The organism is Microbacterium sp. (genome assembly GCF_047606385.1).
GTDB lineage: Bacteria > Actinomycetota > Actinomycetes > Actinomycetales > Microbacteriaceae > Microbacterium.
In genome coordinates, this window is record NZ_JASGEL010000128.1 from 1 (window position 1) to 23,892 (window position 23,892).

General features: G+C 72.3%; 22 protein-coding genes. 3 read left to right on the forward strand and 19 right to left on the reverse strand.

Annotation, left to right across the window (positions count from 1 at the left end):
- The coding region (gene recO / locus QM626_RS12795) for a DNA repair protein RecO (protein WP_415077337.1) at nt 1-528 on the reverse strand (528 nt) is incomplete at its 3' end.
- Between the two features lie 36 nt (nt 529-564).
- Between recO and QM626_RS12800 the strand changes: the two genes are divergently transcribed.
- Complete coding sequence (locus tag QM626_RS12800) at nt 565-1,260, forward strand: trimeric intracellular cation channel family protein (protein ID WP_415077338.1); 696 nt, start codon at nt 565-567, stop codon at nt 1,258-1,260.
- A 108-nt stretch (nt 1,261-1,368) separates the two neighbouring features.
- Here QM626_RS12800 and leuA read toward each other — a convergent pair whose 3' ends face one another.
- The 13 genes from leuA to lepA form a co-directional block, all read right to left on the reverse strand.
- A complete protein-coding gene (leuA, locus tag QM626_RS12805) occupies nt 1,369-3,129 on the reverse strand; it encodes a 2-isopropylmalate synthase (protein WP_415077339.1) in 1,761 nt (586 codons plus the stop codon).
- 146 nt (nt 3,130-3,275) lie between these two features.
- Nucleotides 3,276-4,184: a GTPase Era gene (era, locus tag QM626_RS12810; RefSeq protein WP_415077340.1), complete on the reverse strand. Its 909-nt coding sequence runs from the start codon at nt 4,182-4,184 to the stop codon at nt 3,276-3,278.
- Entirely contained in the window at nt 4,168-5,451 is a 1,284-nt protein-coding gene (locus QM626_RS12815; RefSeq protein WP_415077341.1) for a hemolysin family protein, read from the reverse strand. The genes era and QM626_RS12815 overlap by 17 nt, the downstream gene beginning before the upstream one ends.
- Nucleotides 5,448-5,924: an rRNA maturation RNase YbeY gene (gene ybeY, locus QM626_RS12820; protein WP_415077342.1), complete on the reverse strand. Its 477-nt coding sequence runs from the start codon at nt 5,922-5,924 to the stop codon at nt 5,448-5,450. The genes QM626_RS12815 and ybeY overlap by 4 nt, the downstream gene beginning before the upstream one ends.
- Nucleotides 5,921-7,033, reverse strand: coding sequence for a PhoH family protein (locus QM626_RS12825; RefSeq protein WP_415077343.1), 1,113 nt, complete (start codon nt 7,031-7,033; stop codon nt 5,921-5,923). The genes ybeY and QM626_RS12825 overlap by 4 nt, the downstream gene beginning before the upstream one ends.
- Nucleotides 6,984-7,331: an HIT domain-containing protein gene (locus QM626_RS12830; RefSeq protein ID WP_415077344.1), complete on the reverse strand. Its 348-nt coding sequence runs from the start codon at nt 7,329-7,331 to the stop codon at nt 6,984-6,986. Before QM626_RS12830 ends, QM626_RS12825 begins: the two co-directional genes overlap by 50 nt.
- Nucleotides 7,332-7,373: 42 nt before the next feature.
- The gene (locus QM626_RS12835) at nt 7,374-8,111 is read right to left on the reverse strand and encodes a 16S rRNA (uracil(1498)-N(3))-methyltransferase (protein ID WP_415077345.1); all 738 of its coding nucleotides are present in this window, start codon (nt 8,109-8,111) and stop codon (nt 7,374-7,376) included.
- A 3-nt stretch (nt 8,112-8,114) separates the two neighbouring features.
- Complete coding sequence (dnaJ, locus tag QM626_RS12840) at nt 8,115-9,221, reverse strand: molecular chaperone DnaJ (protein WP_415077357.1); 1,107 nt, start codon at nt 9,219-9,221, stop codon at nt 8,115-8,117.
- Nucleotides 9,222-9,265: 44 nt separating this feature from the next.
- Nucleotides 9,266-10,306 carry a heat-inducible transcriptional repressor HrcA gene (gene hrcA / locus QM626_RS12845; protein ID WP_415077346.1) on the reverse strand — a complete coding sequence of 347 codons (1,041 nt, stop codon included), beginning with the start codon at nt 10,304-10,306 and terminating at the stop codon, nt 9,266-9,268.
- A gap of 54 nt (nt 10,307-10,360) precedes the next feature.
- A complete protein-coding gene (gene hemW, locus QM626_RS12850; RefSeq protein ID WP_415077347.1) occupies nt 10,361-11,575 on the reverse strand; it encodes a radical SAM family heme chaperone HemW in 1,215 nt (404 codons plus the stop codon).
- Nucleotides 11,575-12,216 (reverse strand): DUF1990 family protein, encoded by a 642-nt coding sequence (locus QM626_RS12855; protein WP_415077348.1) that lies wholly within the window; start codon nt 12,214-12,216, stop codon nt 11,575-11,577. The genes hemW and QM626_RS12855 overlap by 1 nt, the downstream gene beginning before the upstream one ends.
- Before the next feature lie 52 nt (nt 12,217-12,268).
- Nucleotides 12,269-12,994 (reverse strand): phosphotransferase, encoded by a 726-nt coding sequence (locus QM626_RS12860; RefSeq protein ID WP_415077349.1) that lies wholly within the window; start codon nt 12,992-12,994, stop codon nt 12,269-12,271.
- Nucleotides 12,995-13,013: 19 nt separating this feature from the next.
- Nucleotides 13,014-14,861, reverse strand: coding sequence for a translation elongation factor 4 (gene lepA, locus QM626_RS12865; protein ID WP_415077350.1), 1,848 nt, complete (start codon nt 14,859-14,861; stop codon nt 13,014-13,016).
- A 37-nt stretch (nt 14,862-14,898) separates the two neighbouring features.
- On the opposite strand from lepA, the gene QM626_RS12870 reads away from it, so the two are divergent.
- The gene (locus tag QM626_RS12870; protein WP_415077351.1) at nt 14,899-15,615 is read left to right on the forward strand and encodes an alpha/beta fold hydrolase; all 717 of its coding nucleotides are present in this window, start codon (nt 14,899-14,901) and stop codon (nt 15,613-15,615) included.
- Nucleotides 15,616-15,732: 117 nt separating this feature from the next.
- Nucleotides 15,733-15,993 (forward strand): 30S ribosomal protein S20, encoded by a 261-nt coding sequence (rpsT, locus tag QM626_RS12875; protein WP_415077352.1) that lies wholly within the window; start codon nt 15,733-15,735, stop codon nt 15,991-15,993.
- A gap of 156 nt (nt 15,994-16,149) precedes the next feature.
- Here rpsT and holA read toward each other — a convergent pair whose 3' ends face one another.
- From holA to QM626_RS12900, 5 genes are all read right to left on the reverse strand, one after another.
- Nucleotides 16,150-17,178: a DNA polymerase III subunit delta gene (gene holA / locus QM626_RS12880; protein ID WP_415077353.1), complete on the reverse strand. Its 1,029-nt coding sequence runs from the start codon at nt 17,176-17,178 to the stop codon at nt 16,150-16,152.
- A 9-nt stretch (nt 17,179-17,187) separates the two neighbouring features.
- On the reverse strand, nt 17,188-19,485 hold the full coding sequence (locus QM626_RS12885) for a ComEC/Rec2 family competence protein (protein WP_415077354.1): 2,298 nt from the start codon (nt 19,483-19,485) through the stop codon (nt 17,188-17,190).
- A complete protein-coding gene (locus QM626_RS12890; RefSeq protein WP_415077358.1) occupies nt 19,482-20,030 on the reverse strand; it encodes a helix-hairpin-helix domain-containing protein in 549 nt (182 codons plus the stop codon). Before QM626_RS12890 ends, QM626_RS12885 begins: the two co-directional genes overlap by 4 nt.
- A gap of 147 nt (nt 20,031-20,177) precedes the next feature.
- On the reverse strand, nt 20,178-22,766 hold the full coding sequence (gene leuS, locus QM626_RS12895) for a leucine--tRNA ligase (protein ID WP_415077355.1): 2,589 nt from the start codon (nt 22,764-22,766) through the stop codon (nt 20,178-20,180).
- Between the two features lie 52 nt (nt 22,767-22,818).
- On the reverse strand, nt 22,819-23,892 hold a 1,074-nt coding region (locus QM626_RS12900; protein WP_415077356.1), incomplete at its 5' end, for an anthranilate synthase component I family protein.

A 23,892-nucleotide genomic window follows, 5' to 3' on the forward strand; every position in this document is an offset into this window, starting at 1 on the left:
GTCGCAGACGGTGCCGCCGGCCTGCGCGACGAACCACCGGTGCGGGCCCGGCGCGCCGCAGCGGGCGCAGGCGTCGAGCCCGGGCGCCCAGCCCGACAGCGCCATCGCACGCAGCAGATACGAGTCGAGGATGCTGCGCGGGGCGTGCTCGCCCTGGGTCAGCGCGCGCAGACCCCCGACCAGCAGCAGGTACTGCTGCGCGGTGGCCTCGGCGTCTCCCAGCCGGTCCGCGGTCTCGGCCATGGCGCTCGCGGCGGTGAAGCGGTCGTAGTCGGCGGCGATGTCGGCGCCGTAGGTGCCCAGCGTCTCGGCCTGCTGCACGATGTCGAGAGTGCGCCCGGCGTAGAACTGCGCATCGGCGACCATGAACGGCTCGAGCCTGGCGCCGAGCCGCGACGACGTGCGGCGCACGCCCTTGGCGACCGCCCGGATCTTGCCGTGGCGACGGCCCAGCATCGTCACGATGCGGTCGGCTTCACCCAGCTTGTGGGTGCGCAGGACCACGACCTCGTCGCGATAGGTGGGCACCGTTCGATTATCCCGCCGGTATCCGAGAATGGACGGGTGACCGAGCCGCTCTTCGTGATCCCGCTGTGGGCCGACCTCACGGCCGTGGGGCTGGGCGGCATCCAGGGAGCGCTGTTCGCCTCCGGCTTCCGCGGTCAGCGACGGCTCGACCTCCTGGGCGTCGCGCTCATCGGGATCCTCATCGGCATGGGCGGCGGCCTCATCCGCGACCTGCTGCTGAACGTGCCGCTGACGACGCTGCAGAGCAACTGGTATCTGATCACGGCGACCGGCGCGGCGCTGCTCGGGATGCTGCTGGCGAACGTGTTCCAGCGCCTCAACCGGGTCATCGTGGGCCTGGACGCCGTCGTGATCGGCATGTTCGGCGCCTTCGGGACGAGCAAGGCGCTCGCCCTCGGTCTGCCGGCCGTGCCGGCCGTGTTCGTCGGCGTCTGCGCCGCGGTCGGCGGCTCGGTGCTGCGCGACGTGATCATGGGGCTGCCCGTCGCCGTGATGCACGTCGGGTCGCTGTACGCGGTCGCGGCGGGCGCCGGCTGCGTCACGCTCGTGATCCTGGACGCCGTCGGCGTCGACCTCGTCATCGGCGCGATCGTGTGCATCGCGGTGGCGGCGGTGATCCGCATCCTGGCCGTCGTCTTCGACCTGTCGCTGCCCGAGCAACGGCTGCTGCATCGGCGCAAGGTCGCCGGAGAGACGACCGCGATCCCGGTCGTGCGGCCGCCCGCCGATTGACCGCGTCCCGCCTCACCGCGAGACCGCATCCGCGCGCCGAGAGGGTGGGGTGACCCCACGGTCTCGGCGCGCAGATGCGGTCTCGCGGCGTCGGGCAGGAAGCCGGGGTCAGACCGCGGTCAGCTCCCCCGCGCGCTCGCGGGTGCGGATCGCGCGGTTCACGCCCGAGACGATCGCCTTGAGGCTCGCGGTCGAGATGTCGCCGTCGATGCCGACGCCCCACAGGCGCTCGCCGTCGACCTGCAGCTCGACGTAGGCCGCGGCCTGCGCGTCGCCGCCGGCGCTCATGGCGTGCTCGACGTAGTCGTACAGCGTCACGTCGAAGCCCTGGGCGCGCACGATGTCCAGGAACGCCGCGACCGGCCCGTTCCCGACGCCCGCGGCGTCGAAGCGCTGCTCGCCGTCGCGCAGGGTCACGTCCAGATGCACATCGCCGGACAGGTCGCTCGCGGTGCGCGTGCCGAGCAGCTCGAACCGGCCCCACCGCTCGTGAGCGACGCTGGCGGGCAGGTACTCGTCGGCGAAGATGTTCCAGATCTGGTCGCTGGACACCTCGCCGCCCTCGGCATCCGTCTTGGCCTGCACGACGCCCGAGAACTCGATCTGGAGCTTGCGCGGCAGATCCAGCGCGTGGTCGGACTTCAGCAGGTAGGCGACCCCGCCCTTCCCGGACTGGGAGTTCACCCGGATGACGGCCTCGTAGGAGCGCCCCAGATCCTTCGGGTCGACCGGCAGATAGGGCACGGCCCATTCGATCTCGTCGACGGTGACCCCGGCGGCGGCGGCGCGGGCGTCCATCGCCTCGAAGCCCTTCTTGATGGCGTCCTGGTGCGATCCGCTGAACGCGGTGAACACCAGGTCCCCCGCCCACGGGCTGCGCTCGTGCACGGGCAGCTGGTTGCAGTACTCGACCGTGCGCTTGACCTGGTCGATGTCGCCGAAGTCGATCTGCGGATCGATGCCCTGCGTGAACAGGTTGATGCCCAGCGCCACCAGGTCCACGTTGCCGGTGCGCTCGCCGTTGCCGAACAGGCATCCCTCGATGCGGTCGGCGCCGGCCATGTAGCCCAGTTCCGCGGCCGCGATCGCGGTGCCGCGGTCGTTGTGCGGATGCAGCGACAGGATCACGTTCTCGCGGTGGTCCAGGTGCCGGTTCATCCACTCGATCGAGTCGGCATACACGTTCGGGGTCGCCATCTCGACCGTCGCGGGCAGGTTGATGACGACCTTGCGCTCGGGCGTCGGCTCGAACACGTCGAGCACCTGGTTGCAGATGTCGGCCGCGAACTCCAGCTCGGTGCCGGTGTAGCTCTCCGGCGAGTACTCGTAGTAGACGGTCGTCTCCGGGATGCGCTTCTCGTACTCGCGGCACAGCCGCGCACCGGAGAGCGCGATGTCGACGATGCCCTGCTTGTCGGTGCGGAACACCACCTCGCGCTGCAGGATGCTGGTCGAGTTGTACAGGTGCACGATGGCCTGCTTGGCTCCCGCGATCGCCTCGTACGTGCGGGCGATCAGATGCTCGCGCGACTGCGTCAGCACCTGGATCGTCACGTCGTCCGGGATGACGTCCTCCTCGATCAGGTGCCGGACGAAGTCGAAGTCGGTCTGGCTCGCCGACGGGAACCCGACCTCGATCTCCTTGTAGCCCATGCGCACGAGCAGGTCGAACATGACCCGCTTGCGCTCGGGGCTCATGGGGTCGATGAGCGCCTGGTTGCCGTCGCGCAGGTCGACGGCGCACCAGCGCGGCGCGGTCTGGATGCGGGCGTCGGGCCAGGTGCGGTCGGGCAGGTCGACGCGGATCTGCTCGTGGAAGGGACGGTACTTGTGGGTCGGCATGGCCGACGGCTTCTGGGTGTTCTCCATGATGGTGGTCGCTTCTTCTCGGCGGATGATGCGGGCCCACGCCGAAACTCCGCGACGAGGGAGGCCCTAGAACGAGGTCTCGTCGCGGCGGCTAAGAAGGAGCCGGCCTAAGCGCATGAGGTCAGGATACACCCGGCACGGCGCGCTCAGAACCCGAGGCGTCCCAGCTGCTTCGGGTCGCGCTGCCATTCCTTCGCGACGCGCACGTGGAGCTTGAGGAACACCCTGGTGCCCAGCAACGGCTCGATCTGGGCACGGGCGCGGGCGCCGACGTCGCGCAGCCGCGACCCCTTGTGCCCGATGATGATGGCCTTCTGGCTGTCGCGCTCGACGACGATGTTCGCGTAGACGTCGGTCAGCCCGCCGCCCTCGCGCTCCTCGACGTCGTCGATCGTGACCGCGATCGAGTGCGGCAGCTCGTCGCGGACCCCCTCCAGCGCCGCCTCCCGGATGATCTCGGCGATCCGGTCCGAGGTCGACTCGTCGGTGACGACGCCGTCCTCGTACAGCGGCGGCCCCTCCGGCATGAGCGCGAGCAGCTCGTCGACGAGCACGTCGAGCTGCGCGCCGGTCAGCGCGGACAGCGGGATGACCGCGGTCCAGTCCTCGCGCAGCGCGTCGACCTCCATGAGGCGCTCGGTGATCGCCTCGCGCGCGGCGGCGTCCGTCTTGGTCACCAGTGCGATCTTCTTCGCGCGCGGATACCCGTCCAGCGACTGGGCGATGCGCCGGTCGCCGGGCCCGACCTCCTGGGTCGCCGGCGCGCAGAAGGCGATCACGTCGACATCGCCGAGCACGTCCTCGACGAGATCGTTCAGCCGCTGGCCGAGGAGGGTGCGGGGGCGATGGATGCCGGGGGTGTCGACGACGACGAGCTGCCCGCCCGGCCGGTTCACGATGCCGCGGATCGCCCGCCGGGTCGTCTGCGGCTTCTCGCTCGTGATCGCGATCTTCTCGCCCACGAGCGCGTTCATCAGGGTCGACTTGCCGACGTTGGGACGCCCCACGAACGTCACGAAACCGCTGCGGAAGCCGTCGTCACCCGTGTCGCTCATCGTCGTCCTCCTCCTCGTCGGCCCGTTCGACGAAGACCGTCGCCAGGCCCCTGCCGCGTCCCCGCGAGGTGCCGCCCGTGATCTCGATGCCCTCGTGCCGCACCGTGTCGCCGGGCTGGGGCACGCGCCCGAGCTCCTTGCCGAGCAGCCCGCCGATCGAGTCGACGTCCTCGTCGTCGAGCTCGACGCCGAAGAGGTCCCCGACCTCGTCGAGGCCCAGCCGGGCGCTGACCTGGAACCGTCCCGGCTCGAGCTCGGCGACGTCGGCGCTGCGCGGGTCGTACTCGTCGGCGATCTCCCCGACGAGCTCCTCGATGAGATCCTCGAGCGTGACGAGTCCGGAGATGCCGCCGTACTCGTCGATCACCATGCACACGTGGACGGCGTCGCGCTTCATCTGCTGCAGCAGCGTCTCGGCCCGCATCGACTCCGGCACGAACTCGGGCGGCCGGGCGATGCGTGCCGCGGGCAGGTCGCCCCAGGCGCGTTCGTCGCGGAATGCGAACTGCACGAGGTCCTTCAGGTACAGGATGCCGTCGACGTCCTCGCCGTCGCCGGACAGCAGCGGCATCCGGGAGACGCCCTTGTCGAGGAACAGCGCGAGCGCCTGGCGCGCGGTGGCGTCGGCGGACGCCGCGACCATGTCGGTGCGCGGCACCATGACCTGCCGCACGTGGGTGTCGGTGAACTCGAACACGGAGTGGATGAGCTCGCGGTCGTCCTCCTCGATGAGGTCCGCCATCGCGGCCTCGTCGACCATGCTCAGCAGCTGCTCCTCGGTGTCGAAGGACGCCGCCCGCGCCCCGCCCGGGGTCATACGGCTGCTGATGACCACCAGCCCGTGCGCGAGCGGGCCGAGCAGGATCCGCACCCCCCGCACGATCGGGGCCGCTCCGCGCAGCAGTCCCCTCGCGTTGCGGCGCGCCGCGGCGCGCGGGCTCGCCCCGACCGCGACGAACGAGATGCCGGTCATGATGACGATCGCCGCGAGCAGCGCCCACCAGATGCTGTCGAACAGCAGCAGGAACGCGGCCGTCACGAGGACCGCCGCCCCCGTCTCCGCCAGCACCCGGATGAAGGCGACCGCGCCGACGTGCGCCTCGGGATCAGCGGCGATGCGCCGCAGCGAGGCGGCGCCTCGCCCCGACTCGCCGAGCTCCGCCAGGTCCTGCCGTGAGGTGACCGCCAAGGCGGCGTCGACCGCCGCCATCAGGCCGCCGAAGCCGACGAGCAGCGCGGCGATCAGCAGCAGCAGGACGGCCGTCATCGCGGGCGACGGCGCCGCTCGGCGAGCGTGAAGGCCACGATCAGATCCCGCTGCAGGCCGAACATCTCCTTGGCCTCGTCGGTCTCGGCGTGATCGAAGCCGAGCAGGTGGAGCAGGCCGTGCGTGGTGAGCATGACGAGCTCGTCGATGGTGGGATGCGGCGGGCTCGCCGCCGCCGCCTGGGTCTCGGCGACCTGCGGGCACAGCACGATGTCGCCGAGCAGGCCCGGCGGGGTCGGCGACTCGTCGGTGCCGGGGCGCAGCTCGTCCATCGGGAAGCTCAGCACGTCGGTCGGGCCCGGCTCGTCCATCCACTGCACGTGCAGCGCCTCCATGGCGCCCTCGTCGACGAGCATGATGGCCACGTCGGCGTCCGGGCTGACGTGGAGCTCGGACAGGTTGCTCTCCATGAGGCGCAGCAGCACGGTCTCGTCGACCTCGACGCCGGACTCGTTCGTGATCTCGATCGTCATGGGCGTCCTCGTCTGGGCAGGCGGTCGCGGGGCCCCGCACGGCGCTCGACACGGCTGGCGAGCTCGGCGGCCTCGTCGCGCTCACGCCGTGCCGACAGCCGCTGCTCGTCGTACGCCGTGTACGCGTCGACGATGCGGCCGACCAGGCTGTGACGTACGACGTCGTCGCTCGTGAGCGTCGCGAAGTGGATGTCGTCGATGCCCTTCAGCACCCGCGTCACCAGTCGCAGCCCGGACGCGCCCTGCGGCAGGTCGATCTGGGTGATGTCGCCGGTGACGACCATCTTCGTGCCGAAGCCGAGACGGGTCAGGAACATCTTCATCTGCTCGGGCGTAGTGTTCTGCGCCTCGTCGAGCACGACGAAGGAGGAGTTCAGGGTCCGACCGCGCATGTACGCCAGCGGGGCCACCTCGATCGTGCCGGTGGCCATGAGCTTGGGCACCAGCTCGGGGTCGAGCATCTCGTTCAGCGCATCGTAGAGCGGACGCAGGTAGGGGTCGATCTTGTCGTTGAGGCTGCCGGGCAGGAACCCGAGCCGCTCCCCCGCCTCGATCGCGGGGCGGCTGAGGATGATGCGCTCCACCTCTTTGCGTTGCAGCGCCTGCACCGCCTTGGCCATGGCGAGGTAGGTCTTGCCGGTGCCGGCGGGCCCGATGCCGAACACGATCGTGTTCTCGTCGATCGCGTCGACGTACGTCTTCTGGCCGGCGGTCTTGGGGCGGATGACGCGGCCGCGCGACGAGATGATGGCCTCGCCCATGACGTCGGACGGGCGCAGCCCCGAGTCGGCGTCGAGGATGCGCTGCGAGGTGGAGACGTCGCCCGGCGCGAGGTCGATGCCGGTGCGGGTCATCTCGAGCATCTCCTGCACGAGCCGCCGCGCGGCGTCGACCTGGTCGGCACGGCCGCTCAGGGTGATCTCGTTGCCGCGCACGAGCACGTCGACATCCGGGTGCTCCCGCTCCACGATGCGCAGCAGCCGATCCTGCGGACCCAGCAGCCGCACCATCGCGATGCCGTCGGCGAGCAGATGCTCGACGACCGGCTCGTCCGGGGCGTCAGCCACCGAGGCTCCCCTCCGACAGACCGCCGGCGAGCACGTGCGCATGCACGTGGAACACGGTCTGCCCGGCGCCGGCGCCGCGGTTGAAGACGAAGCGGAAGTCGCCGTCGGCGTGCTCCGCGGCGAGGGCGCCGGCGAGCTCGGCCATCTCGGCGAGCAGCGACGGGTCGCCGGCGGCGAGCTCGACCACGTCCCGGTACTCCGCGGTCTTGGGGATCACGAGCAGATGCACCGGCGCCTTCGGCGCGATGTCGCGGATGGCGAAGACCCGATCGGTCTGCGCGATGATCTCGGACGAGATCTCGCCGTTCAGGATGCGCGTGAAGACGGACGGCTCGCTCATGAAGGCCAGTCTATCCAGCGGGTCCGGCCTCGGACCGTCCGCTCACCACCGGCCGAGCAGGGCCGCGACCACGGCCAGGGCGGCGGGTCCGGCGGTCGAGGTGCGCAGCACCTCGCCGCCCAGGCGCGCGAGGCGCGCACCGGCGGCGGTCAGCCGCTCGATCTCGTCCGGGGCGATCCCGCCCTCGGGTCCCACGACGAGCAGCACCTCGTCGGCATCCCGCAGCGGCGCGGCGAGCGCGGTCAGACGGTCGGACGCCGCCGGCTCCAGCACGATCATCAGCGCGTCGCCGGCCCGCGCCGCGACCTCCACCGTGCGCGCGGGCGCGGCGACGACGGGGATCCACGGCCGGTGCGCCTGCTTCGCCGCCTCGCGCACGATGCTCTCCCAGCGGGCGCGGCCCTTCTCGGCCTTCGACCCCTCCCAGCGCACGACCGAGCGGGCGGACTGCCACGGCACGATCTCGTCGACGCCGAGCTCGGTGGCGGCCTGCGCGGCCATCTCGTCGCGGTCGCCCTTCGCGAGCGCCTGCACGAGCACGAGCCGCGGCCGCGGCGCGGGATCCTCGTTCCGTCCCGTCACCGCGATGACCACCTCGCGCGGGGCCACCTCAGACACCGAGCCGGTCAGCCATACGCCCGCGCCGTCGCCGACGGTGACCTCCTCGCCGACACGCACCCGCCGCACCGTCGCCGCATGGTGCGCCTCGGCGCCGGTGAGCACGACCGTGCCGCCCACGCGCGCCGACGTCGCACCCGCGTCGACGAAGTGCAGCGGCATCGCTCAGACGTTCCGGAACTTGTCGCGCAGCTTCGCGAACAGTCCCTGCTGGAACTCGGCCAGTCGCGGCGCCGGCGCCTTCGTGCGTTTGGCGAAGTCCTCGATGAGGGCGCGTTCCCTGGCGTCGAGCTTGGTCGGGGTCACCACGTGCACCCCGACCCGCAGGTCGCCGCGCTGGTTGCCGCGCAAGGGCGTGATGCCGCGCCCCTTGATCGTCAGCACGTCGCCGGCCTGCACCCCGGCGCGGATCTCGAGATCGACGGGTCCGTCGAGCGCCTCGATGCGGGCCGAGGTTCCGAGGATCGCATCGGTCATCGACACGTCGAGGGTCGCCAGGATGTCGTCCCCGTCGCGGCTGAACACGTCGTGCGGGGAGACCGTGATCTCGAGGTACAGGTCGCCGTTGGGGCCGCCCGCGGGACCGACCTCGCCCGAGCCCGGCAGCTGCAGCCGCAGGCCGGTCTCGACACCGGCCGGGATGTCGACCGACACGGTGCGACGTGCGCGCACCCGGCCCTGGCCGTGACAGGTCGCACACGGATACGGGATCGTCGTGCCGTATCCCTGGCACGCGGTGCACGGCTGGCTCGTGACGACGTTGCCGATCAGGCTGCGGACCGTGCGCTGCACGTTCCCGCTGCCGTGGCACACGTCGCAGGTGACCGGCGCCGTCCCCGGCTGACAGCAGCTGCCCTGACAGGTCTCGCACAGCACGGCGGTGTCGACGTCGAGGTCGCGGTGCGCGCCGAACACGACGTCGCCGAGCTCGAGCGTCACCCGGACGAGGGCGTCCTGTCCGCGCTCGCGTCGCGACCGCGGCCGGGACCGCGCTCCGGCGCCGCCGCCGAAGAACGAGTCGAAGATGTCGCCGAACCCGCCGAATCCCGCGCCGCCGAATCCGCCGGAGTCGCCGCCCATGTCGTACCGGCGCCGCTGCTCGGGGTCGCTGAGCACGTCGTACGCGTGGGTCACGAGCTTGAACCGCTCGGCCGCCTCCTCGCCCGGGTTCACATCCGGGTGCAGCTGTCGGGCCAGCCGCCTGTAGGCCTTCTTGATCTCGTCCGGCGACGCGTCGCGCGACACGCCCAGCACGTCGTAGTGGTCAGCCACTCTCACCTTTCCGTCCGCGGTTCCCGCGGTCACCTCGCGCCCGCTCAGCGGGCGCGTTCGTCCTCGTCGAGCAGCCGGCTGAGGTACCGGGCGACCGCCCGCACCGCACCGAGGTTGCTCGGATAGTCCATACGCACCGGCCCCAGCAGGCCGACCCGCGCCGTGCCGGCTCGGGTGTCGTAGTCGGCGGTCACGACCGAGGCCTCGGCCAGGCCGAACGGCTCGTTCTCCCGGCCGATGGACGCCGCCAGCCCCTGCTCGTCGGCGACCATCTCGCCCACCAGCCGCAGCAGCGTGACCTGCTCCTCGAGGGCTTCCAGCAGGGGCGAGATGCTGCCGCGGAAGTCGCCCTCGCTGCGCGCCAGGCTCGCGGTGCCCGCCATGACCAGGCGGTCCTGGCGGAACTCCTCGAGCTCCTCGCCCACGACCCGCAGCACCATGCGCAGCGCCCGGTCCGACCGCGTCCCGTCCACCGGCAGCGCGTCCACGGCCGCCGCCACGACGGCCACGCCGTCGCGCACCGGCTGGCCGGTCACCAGCACGCTCGCGCGGGCGCGCAGCGCCGCCACGTCCGTCTCGTCCAGATCCTCGGCCACGAGCGCGATGCGCTGCGAGACCCGCCCGGTGTCGGTCACGAGGATCACGACGACACGACTGCCGCCGAGATGCACGAGCTCGACATGGGTGACGGTCGCGCGCTCGAACGAGGGGTACTGCACGAGCGCGACCTGTCCGGTCAGCTGCGTGAGGGCGCGGACCGTGCGGGCGAGGAGGTCGTCGAGGTCGGCCGGGTCGGCCAGGAACGCCGAGATCGCGCTGCGCTGGGCGGGGCTGAGAGGCCGCAGCTCGGCCAGGTGGTTCACGAAGACGCGGTAGCCCTTGTCGGTCGGCACCCGTCCCGACGAGGTGTGCGGCGCGACGATGAGCTCCTCGTCCTCGAGCAGCGCCATGTCGTTGCGGATCGTCGCCGCCGAGACGCCGAAGGAGTGACGGTCCACGATCGACTTGCTGCCGACCGGCTCCCGTGTGGACACGTAGTCCTGGACGATCGCACGCAGCACCTCGAGTCCCCGCTCGCTGACCACGCCGCCTCCTCCCGCTGGCACTCCGAGTCGCAGAGTGCCAGTCTATCCCGCGGCCTACGCCGTCAGGGCGCGCACCACCGCGTCGGCGAGGAGGCGGCCGGCGCGGGTGAGCACCAGCCGGCCCCGCAGGGCGTCGCCGGGATCGGCCAGGCCGTCGGCGATGAGCCCCGCGACGGCGTGGCGAGCCTCGGGGGCGAGGTCGCGGATCGCGAGGCCCTCGCGGATGCGGGAGCCCAGCAGCACGCGCTCCAGCTCGGCCGCTGCGGCATCCGGGACCTCGCGGGCGGCCGCCGGCGACGCGCCCTGCGCGAGTCGCTGCGCATACGCCGCGGGATGCTTCACGTTCCACCACCGCACCCCGGCGACGTGGCTGTGGGCGCCCGGCCCGAATCCCCACCAGTCGGCTCCGCGCCAGTAGGCGAGGTTGTGGCGGGACCGGTGCGCATCGTCGCGCGCCCAGTTCGACACCTCGTACCACGCCAGCCCCGCCTGCTCGGCGAGGTCGTCGACGAGCTCGTACATGTCGGCCTGCAGGTCGTCGGAGGGCTCCTCCAGCTCGCCACGGCGGATGCGGCGGGCCAGCGGCGTGCCCTCCTCGACGATCAGGGCGTACGCGGAGAGGTGGTCGACGCCGAGCGCCAGCGCGGTCTCGACGGAGGCGCGCCACTGCGCCAGCGTCTCGCCCGGGGCGCCGTAGATGAGGTCGAGGCTGACGTCGAGGCCGACGGCGCGAGCGGCCCGCACCGCGGCGGCGACGCCCGCCGGGTCGTGGGTGCGGTCGAGTGTCGCGAGCACCTCGGGCACGGCCGACTGCATCCCGATCGACAGACGCGTGACGCCCGCGGTCGCGAGGCGCTCCGCGAGCGCCTCGGTGACCGTGTCGGGATTCGCCTCGACGGTGACCTCGGCACCGGGTGCGAGCCCGAACGCGTCGCGCACGCCGCCGAGCATCGCGGCGAGCGCGGCGCCGGGCAGCAGCGTCGGCGTCCCCCCGCCGAAGAACACCGTCTGCGCCGGGCGGAGCGGGCCGAGCGCGCCGAGCACGTCGCGCGCCAGCCCGATCTCGGCGGCCACGGACGCCGGGTAGTCGTCGCGCCGGACGCCGCGCAGCTCGTCGGCGGTGTAGGTGTTGAAGTCGCAGTATCCGCAGCGCACGCGGCAGAAGGGCACGTGCACGTAGACGCCGAAGTCGATGGCCGCGTCGACCCCGTCGACGGGCAGGGAGCCGTCGGCCGGGACGGGGTCGCCGATCGGCAGCGCAGAGGGCATCAGGTGTACATGGGCGAGATGGCCCGCAGGTACCGCTGCGCGAGCTCACGACGACGGTGCTTCACGAGCTGCGGCAGCATCCGGTATCGCACCGCGACCGGCGCGTCGAAGGCCCGCACCGTGAACCAGACCTCGTCGTTCTCGTACCAGTCGAGCATGAACGACTCCTCGCCGCTGACGACGGAGTCGCCGACGGTGCCGAGCGCGAAACCGATGCGTCGCTTCTCCTCGACGACGAAGATCACGCGCACCTCGGCGTCCGCGCTGTGGGAGCCGATCCGGCCGTGCAGGCGCAGGGTCATGCCGGCGCCGACGTAGGGGGTGCCGTCCTCGTCGAAACGCTGATCGGCCTCGAACCGGGTCGGGGCCACGGGCTGCCCCTGCTCGTCGAAGCTGACGCCGGTGTAGGCGGGACCGGAGGCCGGGCGCACGTCGCGCACCTGCAGGCCGGCGTCGCGCTGCGCGTGCCAGGAGAGCAGGGCCTCGCCGGCGGCGCGGAAACGCTCCTCGCCGCTGCCGATCCGCCACGACTCGTGCGACGGGATGCTGCGCTCCGGCGGGTACTGCATCAGGTCCGGCGCCTGCGTGGCACCGACGGCGGCGTAGTCGACGGTCTCGTCCCTGAAGCTCCCGCGGCGCATGGTCTCCAGCGTACCCAGCCCACCTGGGCGCAGGCTCCGCGATGACGGCCGCTCAGGTCGCGTTCCAGAGCGCCCGGTAGTAAGCGATGCGAGGCCGGTCGGGCTCGACCCCGTATGCCAGGACGAGCCGGTCCTCCCATGCGGGGCCGTAGTTCCATCCTGCGCTCATCGACGCGACGGCGATGTCGGCCCAGCGGTCCGCGAGGCCCAGAGCGCCGAGATCGACGTGCGCGCACCAGCGTCCCGCGTCGTCGAGCAGCGTGTTCGGGCAGCACGCGTCGGCATGGCACACCACGAGGCGGTCGATCTCGGGCGCATCCTGCAACGCCGGCGGAACGGCGATGCCGCGGCGGGCCGCGTTCGCCAGCCGGGACGGCACGCTCCACTCGAACGGACAGTCCGAGGCCGGAAGCGCCTCGTGCAGCGCCCGCAGCCCCTCCCCGACCGCGCGCACCGCCGTGGCCGGCTCGGCGATCCACCGCGGCTCGATCGCGCTCGAGCCGGCGAGCGTGCGGGTCACGAGCCATTCGTGGGTGTCGTCCTCCCCCGCCTCGAGCACCTCGGGCACACGCACGTGGGGCGACGCCCACGCGAGCCTCCCGGCCTCCGCTCGCATCGACGTCTCCGCGTGGCGGGGGCCGTGCTTGATGTGCCGGCCGTCGGATGTGCGGAACGTCACGCCGCCGACGGCGTTGCGCCACACCGGGACGAGCCCCGCGGTCCCGGCGAGCCGGCGCACCCGCGGCGGGACGGGGATCGTCTCGGCCGGGATCGACATGAGGTCCGCGGCTTCCGGGCTACTTCTTGGTCTCGACGTCGCCGCTCAGCGCGGCGATGAACGCCTCCTGGGGGACCTCGACGCGGCCGACCATCTTCATCCGCTTCTTGCCCTCCTTCTGCTTCTCCAGCAGCTTCCGCTTGCGGGTGATGTCGCCGCCGTAGCACTTGGCGAGCACGTCCTTGCGGATGGCGCGGATGTTCTCCCGGGCGATGATGCGCGCGCCGATGGCCGCCTGGATCGGCACCTCGAACTGCTGGCGCGGGATGAGCTTGCGCAGCCGCTCGGTCATCATGGTGCCGTAGGCGTACGCCTTGTCCCGGTGCACGATCGCGCTGAACGCGTCGACCGTCTCGCCCTGCAGCAGGATGTCGACCTTCACGAGGTCGGCGGCGGCCTCGCCGGCCGGCTCGTAGTCGAGCGAAGCGTAGCCCTGCGTCTTCGACTTCAGCTGGTCGAAGAAGTCGAACACGATCTCACCCAGCGGCAGCGTGTACTTCAGCTCGACCCGGTCCTCGCCGAGGTAGTCCATCGACCTCATGGTGCCGCGCCGGCCCTGGCACAGCTCCATGATCGCGCCGACGTACTCCTTCGGCGCGAGGATCGAGGCGCTGACCATGGGCTCGAGCACCTCGGCGATCTTCACCCCGGAGGGGTACTCGCTGGGGTTGGTGACCGTGACGGTCTTCCGGTCCTCGGTGGTGACCTGGTACGGCACGCTGGGGGCCGTGGTGATCAGGTCGAGGTCGAACTCGCGGGCGAGGCGCTCGGTGATGATCTCCAGGTGCAGCAGTCCCAGGAACCCGCACCGGAAGCCGAAGCCGAGGGCGACGGAGGTCTCCGGCTCGTACTGCAGCGCGGCATCCGACAGCTTGAGCTTGTCGAGCGCTTCGCGCAGGTCGGGGTAGTCGCTGCCGTCGATCGGGTAGATGCCGCTGAAGACCATGGGCAGCGGATCGGTGTAGCCGGGCAGGGCGTCGGTCGCGGGCTTCGCGGCGCTCGTCACGGTGTCGCCGACCTTCGACTGGCGCACGTCCTTCACACCGGTGATGAGGTAGCCGACCTCGCCGACGCCGAGCCCCTTCGACGGGCTCGGCTCGGGGCTCGACACGCCGATCTCGAGGATGTCGTGGGTGGCCTTGGTCGACATCATCTGGATGCGCTCGCGCGGGTTCAGCTGCCCGTCGACCATACGGACGTAGGTGACGACGCCGCGATAGGCGTCGTAGACCGAGTCGAAGATCATGGCGCGCGCCGGCGCGTCCTTGACGCCGACCGGGGCCGGGATGCGCTCGACGACGCTGTCCAGCAGCGCCTCGACCCCGATGCCCGTCTTGCCGCTGACCCGCAGCACGTCGTCGGCGTCGCCGCCGATCAGCTGGGCGATCTCGCGCGCGTACTTGTCGGGGTCGGCGGCAGGCAGGTCGATCTTGTTGAGCACCGGGATGATCTCGAGGTCGTTCTCCAGCGCCAGGTACAGGTTCGCGAGGGTCTGCGCCTCGATGCCCTGCGCGGCGTCCACCAGCAGGATCGCGCCTTCGCACGCCGCGAGGCTCCGGCTCACCTCGTACGTGAAGTCGACGTGCCCGGGGGTGTCGATCATGTTGAGCGCGAAGACGCCCTCGGGCGTGGCCCACGGCATCCGCACGGCCTGGCTCTTGATCGTGATGCCGCGCTCGCGCTCGATGTCCATGCGGTCGAGGTACTGCGCGCGCATGTCGCGGTCGGCGACGACGCCGGTGATCTGCAGCATGCGGTCGGCGAGGGTCGACTTGCCGTGGTCGATGTGGGCGATGATGCAGAAGTTGCGGATGAGCTCCGGCGGCGTGGCGGCAGGCTCCAGGGGCTTCAGGGCGCGGGGTGACATATCCCGTCGATTCTACGGGCCGCCCTATGGTGAGCACATGACGGTCACGGTCGTGATGGTGCACGGGATCCGCACCTCCGCGACGATGTGGCGGGCGCAGGAGGCGTATCTGTCGGTACGCGGGGTGCGGACGGTCGCGCTCGACCTGCCCGGGCACGGCACGCGGATGCCGGAGCGGTTCACCCTCGCGGCGGCCTTCCGCTCGATCGACGACGCGGTGCGCGAGGCCGCCCAGGACGGGCCGGTGCTGCTGGTCGGGCACTCCATGGGCGGGCTGCTGTGCCTCGAATACGCCGGCGCCGAGCCGCCGATCGCGGCGCTGGTGGCGGCGTCCTGCACCGCCGTGCCGCGCGGCGCGGGCCTGGCGGCCTACCGCGCCCTCGTGCGAGGGGCGGACCGCCTCCCGGCCCGCGGCCTGCCGCTCGCGGACTACGTGCTCGACCGCACGCTGCCGCCGCTCACGCGCGACGACTTCGGGGCGGGCGGGTACGCGCTGGACGCCCAGCACGTGGCGCTGCGCGCGCTCGCCGGGCTCGATCTGATGACGGCGCTCACCCGCATCCGGGTGCCGACCTGGTTCGTGAACGGGCAGTACGACCAGCTGCGGCTGAACGAGCGGCTGTTCACCCGGCTGGTGCCGCACGCCGAGCTCGTGGTCGTGCCCCGCACCTCGCACCTGGTCACCGCGATGCGGCCGGAGGTCTTCAACGCCGTGCTGGGCTGGGCGCTCGCGGTGATCGAGGCCGGGACCTGATAGACTCTCTCCTTGGCTTGCGTGTGGGTTCTTCCCAAACCCCACGATCGCCGCGGAGCAGCCCCTCTACCTGCGATGCGGCACATCCCGTCCTATCGATACGAAAGTCAACGACACGTGGCAAACATCAAGTCGCAGATCAAGCGCAACAAGACCAACGAGAAGGCGCACGAGCGCAACAAGGCCGTCAAGAGCGAGCTGAAGACCGCCGTCCGGCGCACCCGCGAGGCCGTCGCCGCGGGCGACAAGGACGCCGCGGCGAAGGCGCTCGGCGTCGCCGCCAAGAAGCTCGACAAGGCCGTCAGCAAGGGCGTCATCCACGAGAACCAGGCGGCGAACCGCAAGTCCTCGATCGCCAAGCAGGTCGCCGCGCTCTGAGCTGCATCCTTCCGAAGGCCCGTCCCGCGTGGGGCGGGCCTTCTGCGTCTTCGGCCTCCTCCGCGAGCCCGTATTCAATTCGCGAGCCCGTACGCGAATGACGCGTATCGGGTACGGGTTCGCGACACGAGTACGGGCTCGCGGAATGGGGCGGGCTCAGGAGGCGAAGGGGGCGCGGGTCGCGACCACCGTGACGAGCCGCTCGAGCGCGAACACCGGGTCGCGCGACGCGCCCTTGACCTCGGCGTCGGCGCGGGCGCACGCCTGGATCGCCATCCCGAGGGTGTCCTGCGTCCACCCGGACAGGTCGCGCCGGGCACGGTCGACCTGCCAGTCCTTCATGCCGAGCCGCGCCGCGAGCGCCGCCGACGGCTCGCGACTGCCCGCGACCCGTGCCATGCCGCGCAGCTTCGCGGCGAACGCGGCGACCATCGGCACCGGGTCGGACCCGGATGCCAGAGCCTGTCGCAGCGCGAGCAGCGCGTCGCCGTAGCGACCGGCGATCGCCGTGTCGGCCACGGTGAACGCGCTCGTCTCGACCCGGCCGCCGTAGTAGCGGTCGACGATCTGCTCGGTGATGTCGCCGTCGACGTCCGCGATGAGCTGCTGGCAGGCCGCTGCGAGCTCGGTGAGGTCGTCGGCGAAGGCGCCGACGAGGGCCCGCAGGCCGGCGGGCTGGATGCGGCGTCCCGCGTGCTGGAACTCCCCCGCCGCGAAGTCGAACCGGTCGGAGTCGCGTTTGACCGCCGGGCACGCGATCTCGATGCCCCCGCCGGCGCCGGCCCGGATCGCGTCGAGCAGCTTCTTGCCGCGCACGCTCGCGCCGGTGTGCCGCAGCACGACGGTGGCCCCCTCCTGCGGGGCCTCGAGGTAGGCGAGCGCCTCGGCGAGGAACGCGTCCGAGCAGCGCTCGACCCCGCCGACGCGCACGAGCCGCGGCTCGCCGAACAGCGACGGCGCGGAGACACCCAACAGGGTGCCGGCGGCGTAGTCGGACGCGTCGATGTCGGACACCTCAAGGCTCGGGTCCTCGGTGCGCAGCGACTCGCGGATGCCGAAGATCGCGCGCTCTGCGCAGATCTCCTCCGGCCCGGACACGAGCACGATCGGCGCCGGCCGCGGCGAACGCCACGGCACCTGCGGGATCGCGCTGCGGGCGGGCGCGGAACGACGCGGAGCGGCCATGCCTTCAGGCTATCGGGCGGTTCCGACACGCGAGCGCTCGCGCCACCAGGTCAGCCCGTCCGTGGCGTCGAGCAGCACGAGGCCGTCCTGGTCGGTGCGGGCGAGGGCCACGCCGAGGCGTGCCAGCAGCTCGAGGGTCTCGGCGCGCGGATGCCCGTAGTCGTTGTCGACGCCGACGGAGATCACGCCCGCCGTCGCGCCGAGCACGGCATACAGCCCGGGATCCTGGTCCGCCGAACCGTGGTGGGCGACCTTGACCACCTGATAGGGCGGTCGCAGCATGCCGCTCGTGCGCAGCGCCGCCTGCGATGCGGCGCCGAGGTCGCCGAGGAGGATCGTGCGCGGCACGCTGCCGCCCTCGATCTCGACCACGACGCTGCTGTCGTTGCCCGGGGCGAACACGTCGTCCGCCCTCGGCCACACCACCCGCCAGACGGCGTCGCCGAGCACGCCGGTCATGCCCGCGGCGGCCTCGACCACGCCCGCGGCGCCGACCGAGGCGAGCACGCGGTCGTCGCCGGCCTCCATCGGCCCGTGCAGGAGCATCTCCACCCGCCCGGCCAGCACGGCGGCCGCCCCGACATGGTCGGAGTCGAAGTGGGTGAGCACCGCCACATCGATGCGGACGACGCCGAGCCGGTTCAGGCATTCCGCGTAGGCGTCGTCGTCGGGGCCGGTGTCGATCGTCATCACGTGCCCGGCGGAGCGCACGACGAGGGCGTCGCCCTGCCCGACGTCGCAGGCTGCGACCGACCATCGGCTCGCGACGGTCAGCGGCGCGGCGACGGTGGCGAGCGCGCCGGCGCCGACGGCGGCACCGGCGAGGAGCACGACGAGCCCACGGATGCCGAGACGCATCAGCCGAGTGCCGCGTCGGCGCGGCAGGACGATCGCGAGCACCACCACCGCGCCGGCCGCGGCGAGCGCGGCGACCCCGGGGATGCCGTCCCACCACGGCAGCAGCGCCGCGGGGAGCCCGGCGGCGACCTGCGCGGTCGTCGCGATCCAGGACGCCGGCACCCACGCCGCCCACGTCAGCGCGGCCTGCAGCCAGGGCGCGGCGACGGCGAGGCAGGCGAGCAGGCCGAGCACGGTCGCCGCCGGCGCCGCAGGGGCGGCGACCAGGTTCGCGAGCACGCCGTAGGTCGCAAGCTGCGGCGAGACGAGCACGATCAGCGGCCCGCACGCCAGCTGCGCCGCGAGCGGCACGGCGAGGGCGAGAGCGACCGGGCGCGGCATCCATCGCCCCATCGCTCGGGCCATGGGCGGCGCCAGCACGAGCAGCGCGGCGGTCGCCGCGACCGACAGCGCGAACCCGAGCTCGAATGCCAGCCAGGGGTCGAGCACGAGCAGCATAGCCACTGCGAGGCTCAGCACGGCGAGCCCGGCGCCCGCGCGCCCGATCAGCAGCGCGATCATGGCCACGACGGCCATGGCCGCCGCCCGCATGACGCTGGGCTCGGGGGTGACGAGCACGACGAACCCGGTCAGGAACACCGTCCCCAGCAGCACGCGGATGCCGCGACGCAGCGCGAGCGCCGACCCCAGCAGGTAGCCGGCGCCGACCACGAGCGCGCAGTTGGCCCCGGACACCGCGACGAGATGCGTGAGCGAGGCCGTGCGCATGGCCTGGTCGAGGTCGGCGCCCACCGCCCGGGTGTCCCCCACCGCGAGGCCGGGGATCAGCTCCGCGCCGGCACCCGGCAGCTCCGTCGCCGCCGCCACGAAGCGCTCACGCAGCCAGGCGACGACGGCCAGGACGCCGGCGGGCGGCGTGCTGGTCTCGATGCTCGCGACCCGGACCACGAGCACGGCCCGCTCCCCCGGGTCGGCGACGAACGCGGTGCCGGTGAGCGCGAGCAGCGAGCCCATGTCGATGCCCTCCGGCACGTGATCGAACAGCAGCGTCACGGGCACGCCGGCGGCTCGGTCGGTGTCGCCGATCCGCAGGGCGGCGAGCTGCGCGTCCGCGCGGGCGCCGGTCGCGGTCGGGTCGACCTTGCCGGTGACGACGACCTCCGCGCTCAGCGCGCGTCCGCCCGACAGCGGCGTGTCCGCGACGGCGGCGCGCCCCGGGGCGGCCAGGGCGACGACGGTCGCCGCGCAGGCGGCGGCGATCGCTGCGACGAGCAGCGCGAAGACCAGCCGACGGCGTTCCGTCCGGACCAGGAGCACCCCGAGCACCGTGGCGAGCAGAAGGCTTCCGCCTGCGATCCGCCACGACGCGTCCGGCGACAGCAGGCACCAGGCCGCGCTCCCCCAGGCCGCCGCGGCGGCGGGTGCCAGCCGCCAGCCGGCGCGGGTCACACCGTCACCAGGTCGCGCAGGCCGGCGAGGATCGCATCGCCGATGCCGGTCACCGCGAGCAGGTCGTCGACGCTCGTGAACGCCCCGTTCGCCTCGCGCCAGTCGATGATGCGCTGTGCGAGCGCGGGTCCGATGCGCGGCAGAGTGTCGAGCGCCGCCGCATCCGCCGTGTTGATGTTCACCCGCCCGTCGGCGGTCACCCCGCCTGCGGTGGCGGATGCCGCGGCCTCGCCGACGGCCGGCACGTGCAGCTGCTCCCCGTCGACGAGCACGCGCGCGAGGTTGAGCCCGGCCTGGTCCGCGTCGTCGGCGAAGCCGCCGGCGGCCGACACGGCATCGACCACCCGTGCACCGGCCGGCAGCAGATACAGCCCCGGCGCCCGGATGGCGCCCTCGACGTGCACGTAGACGCCGGCGGGGACGATCGTCGCGGTGGGCGTCGCGCTGGGCACCGTCTGCGGCGCGACCGCGCCCTGCAGCATCCCGGCGACCACGACGACGGCGAACCCGCCGATGAGCACGACGATCGCCGCGCCGACGCCCATGCGCAGGCGCGGGCGGGGCGTGTCCGGCAGCTCCGAGCTCACGCGGGCGAGCGTAGGTCGGCAGCGCGCCCGACCGGCGTCCGCCCGCCGGATCGGTGGAGCGCCGGGTCGTCCGCCGGCCCTGGGGAGGAGCGGGCGGGCCGCCGCCTACCTGGTGCTGAAGCTGACGACCTTCGGCGGCCGGACCACGGCGCGCACGATCTGCCTGTCACCGAGGGCGCGCACGATGCGGGCGTCGTCGCGGGCGAGCTGCTCGAGGGCCGTGCCGTCGATGCGGGCGGGCACCTCGAGGGTCGCGCGCACCTTCCCGTCGATCTGCACCACCGCGGTGACGGTCTCCTCGATCAGCAGCGTCGGATCCGCCTGCCGCCAGGCCACCAGACCCACGGAGGCGGGGTAGCCCAGCAGCTCCCACATCTCCTCGGCGGTGTGCGGAGCGAACAGGTCGAGGATCATCGCGACCGCCTCGGCGGCCTCGCGCACCGCGGGATCGGAGGCCCCCGCACCCGTGTCGATCGTCTTGCGGATCGCGTTCACGAGCTCCATCAGCCGCGCGACGACGACGTTGAACTTGGTCTGCTCGACCAGGCCGGGCGCCTCCGCCCACAGCCGGTGCGTGACGCGGCGCAGCGCGGCGTCGCCCTCGGCCCACCGCACGTCGGTCGGGCTGTCGACCTCGCCCGCGATGCGCAGCGCGCGTGCCAGGAACTTGGTCGCCCCGGTGGTCGAGACGTCCTTCCAGTCCTTGTCGTCCTCGACCGGGCCGGCGAAGGCGAGCGCGACACGCAGCGCGTCGGCGCCGTGCGCGTCCAGCTCCTCCTGGAACAGCACGAGGTTGCCCTTGCTCTTGGACATCTTCGCGCCGTCGAGGATCACCATGCCCTGGTTGATCAGGCTCGAGAACGGCTCCGTGAAGTCGAGGTGGCCCATGTCGTACAGCGCCTTGGTGATGAACCGCGCGTACAGCAGGTGCAGGATGGCGTGCTCGACGCCGCCGATGTAGAAGTCGACGGGCGCCCACTTCAGCGCCTGCGCGCCGTCGAAGGGGGCGACGGTGCTCTGCGGCGACAGGAACCGCAGGAAATACCAGGAGCTGTCGACGAACGTGTCCATCGTGTCGGGGTCGCGCAGCGCCGGCTCTCCCGTGCCGGGGTCGACCGTGTGCACCCATTCGGATGCCGCCCCCAGCGGCGAGCTGCCCTTGGGGAGCAGGTCGAGCCCGGCGGGATCGGGCAGCCGCACCGGCAGCTCGTCCTCCGGCACCGGCACGATGCGGCCGTCCTCGGTGTGCACCATCGGGATCGGGGTTCCCCAGAACCGCTGGCGCGAGATCAGCCAGTCGCGCAGCCGGTAGGTCTTCGCGGCGCGGCCGGTGCCGGCGGCGTTCAGCTCATCGATGACACGGGCGATCGCGTTGCGCTTGCTCAGCCCGTTCAGCGAGCCGGAGTTGATCATCCGGCCCTCGCCGGTCAGGGCGACGCCCGTCCGGGCCGGGTCGAGGTCGTCGAGCGTCTCCTGGCCCTCGAAGGGGTCGATCGGAACACCCTGCTCGTCGAGCTCGATGACGGGGATCGCCCCCGTGATGGGCGCGGTGGTGTCCACCACGACCCGCACCGGCAGGTCGAAGACCCGGGCGAAGTCGAGATCGCGCTGGTCGTGTGCCGGCACGGCCATCACGGCACCGTGACCGTAGTCGGCCAGCACGTAGTCCGCGGCCCAGATGGGCAGCCGTTCACCGTTGACCGGGTTGATCGCGTGGCGCTCGAGGAACACCCCCGTCTTCGGCCGGTCGGCGCTCTGGCGATCGATGTCCGTCGTCGCCGTGACCGTGTCGAGGTATGCCTGGAAGCGCATACGCGCCTCGGCGCTCGCGCCCGAGGCCAGCTCGGCGGCCAGGTCGGAATCGGGCGCGACGACCATGAACGTGGCGCCGTGCAGCGTGTCGGGGCGCGTGGAGAACACCGTGACCTTCTCGGCACGGCCCTCGATCTCGAAGTCGATGTCGGCGCCGACCGAGCGGCCGATCCAGTTGCGCTGCATCTGGATGACCTTCTGGGGCCAGAACCCCTCGAGCTGGTTGAGGTCGTCGAGCAGCCGGTCGGCGTAGTCGGTGATGCGGAAGTACCACTGCGTGAGCTTCTTCTTGATCACCGGGGCGCCGCAGCGCTCGCAGCGCCCGTCGACGACCTGCTCGTTGGCGAGCACGGTCTGGTCGTTGGTGCACCAGTTGACCGGGCTCTGATCGCGGTAGGCCAGCCCCCGCTCGAACAGCCGCTGGAACAGCCACTGGTTCCACCGGTAGTACTCCGGGTCGCTCGTGTGCAGCACGCGGCTCCAGTCGAACGAGACGCCGTACGCCTTCAGGCTCTCCCGCTGCTGCGCGATGTTGTCGTAGGTCCAGGTGACCGGGTTGGCTCCGCGCTTGATGGCGGCGTTCTCGGCCGGCAGGCCGAACGAGTCCCATCCGATCGGATGCAGCACGTTGTAGCCGCGATGGCGCCAGAAGCGAGCGACGATGTCGGAGTAGAGGTAGTTCTCCGCGTGACCCATGTGCAGGTCGCCGGACGGGTACGGGAACATCGCCAGCACGTACTTGCGAGGGCGGGTGTCGTCATCGCCGCCGGCGCGGAACGGATCGGTCTCGGCCCAGCGCTCCTGCCACTTCGTCTGGATCGCGTGCGGATCGAAGCCGCCCTCGGAGACGGGGGCGGTGTCGGTCGGGGAACTGCTGGGCACGGGCGAACCTCACGGATGGGGATGTCGGGAAATCGTGCGCGATGCGCACCTTTCAGGTTACCCGACGCGTCCGCCAGCCCGGTGGGAGCACGGCTCCGAGCGCTGCCAGCGGCGCGCGGGCCTTCAGCGCGACCTCGTCGACCTCGGCGTCGGGCTCCGAGTGCCAGGTGATCCCGCCCCCCGCGCCGACGTACGCGCCGCCCGGGTGCACGGCCACCGAGCGGATCGTCATCGCCAGGTCCAGGCGCCCGTCGTCGCCGATCCATCCCGCCGCTCCGGCGAACACGCCCCGGGGGCCGTCCTCGATGTCGTGCAGCAGGGTCATCGCCGACAGCTTGGGCGCCCCGGTCATGCTGCCGGCGGGGAACGCGCGGCGCAGCAGCTCGCCGACCGTCACCCCCGGGCGGATGCGGCCCGCCACCGTCGAGACGAGCTGATGCACGCTCGCATAGCTCTCCACCTCCAGCAGCCGTTCGACGCTGACGCCCCCGGCCTCGCACACGGGGGCGAGGTCGTTGCGCATGAGGTCGACGATCATGACGTTCTCCGCCCGCTCCTTCGGGCTCGCGAGCAGCTCTGCGCGCAGTGCGGCGTCCTCGTCCGGGGTCGCCCCGCGCGGTCGGGTGCCCTTGATGGGGTGCGTGCGCACGATGCCGTCCACGGCCTCGAGGAACCGCTCCGGGGAGGCGCCGACCAGCGCGTGGTCGCCGGAGCGCACGAGCAGGCCGTGGTGCGAGGGCGAGGATGTCCGCAGCGCGGCGTGGACCTCGTCGGGGTCGATCTCGCCGACGACCTCGAACCGCGTCGTGAGGCACAGCTGATACGCGTCGCCGGCACGGATCGCTGCGCGGCAGCGGCCGATCCGGTCGGCGTACTCGGCTGGCGTGACGCGGGCCGTCGCCGTCCGGCGAAGCTCGGGCGCGGCGGGAGCGGCCGGGATGGCGGCGCGCACGCGGGCGGCGAGGGATGCCGCATCCGCCGCCGTCGCCCAGGCCCGACCCGTCGCGTGCTCGAAGCCCACGAGGTGCGTGACGCGCAGCCACCGCTGCGCAGGCATCGCATCGCCCGCGGCGGTGGGGGCGCCGGCCGCGCCCGCGCCCGGCTCGTAGCCGATCCAGCCGACCCA

Coding starts and splice junctions, on each gene's coding strand:
- holA (WP_415077353.1), bottom strand. CDS start 17,178: ATGGCCGCTCCGCGTCGTTCCGCGCCCGCCCGCAGCGCGATCCCGCAG.
- QM626_RS12830 (WP_415077344.1), bottom strand. CDS start 7,331: ATGAGCGAGCCGTCCGTCTTCACGCGCATCCTGAACGGCGAGATCTCG.
- QM626_RS12870 (WP_415077351.1), top strand. CDS start 14,899: ATGACGGTCACGGTCGTGATGGTGCACGGGATCCGCACCTCCGCGACG.
- ybeY (WP_415077342.1), bottom strand. CDS start 5,924: ATGACGATCGAGATCACGAACGAGTCCGGCGTCGAGGTCGACGAGACC.
- QM626_RS12835 (WP_415077345.1), bottom strand. CDS start 8,111: ATGCCGCTGCACTTCGTCGACGCGGGTGCGACGTCGGCGCGCGTGGGC.
- hemW (WP_415077347.1), bottom strand. CDS start 11,575: ATGCCCTCTGCGCTGCCGATCGGCGACCCCGTCCCGGCCGACGGCTCC.
- era (WP_415077340.1), bottom strand. CDS start 4,184: ATGAGCGACACGGGTGACGACGGCTTCCGCAGCGGTTTCGTGACGTTC.
- QM626_RS12825 (WP_415077343.1), bottom strand. CDS start 7,033: ATGCGCACGTGCTCGCCGGCGGTCTGTCGGAGGGGAGCCTCGGTGGCT.
- QM626_RS12815 (WP_415077341.1), bottom strand. CDS start 5,451: ATGACGGCCGTCCTGCTGCTGCTGATCGCCGCGCTGCTCGTCGGCTTC.
- lepA (WP_415077350.1), bottom strand. CDS start 14,861: ATGTCACCCCGCGCCCTGAAGCCCCTGGAGCCTGCCGCCACGCCGCCG.
- leuA (WP_415077339.1), bottom strand. CDS start 3,129: ATGGAGAACACCCAGAAGCCGTCGGCCATGCCGACCCACAAGTACCGT.
- QM626_RS12860 (WP_415077349.1), bottom strand. CDS start 12,994: ATGTCGATCCCGGCCGAGACGATCCCCGTCCCGCCGCGGGTGCGCCGG.
- QM626_RS12855 (WP_415077348.1), bottom strand. CDS start 12,216: ATGCGCCGCGGGAGCTTCAGGGACGAGACCGTCGACTACGCCGCCGTC.
- QM626_RS12890 (WP_415077358.1), bottom strand. CDS start 20,030: ATGGGCGTCGGCGCGGCGATCGTCGTGCTCATCGGCGGGTTCGCCGTC.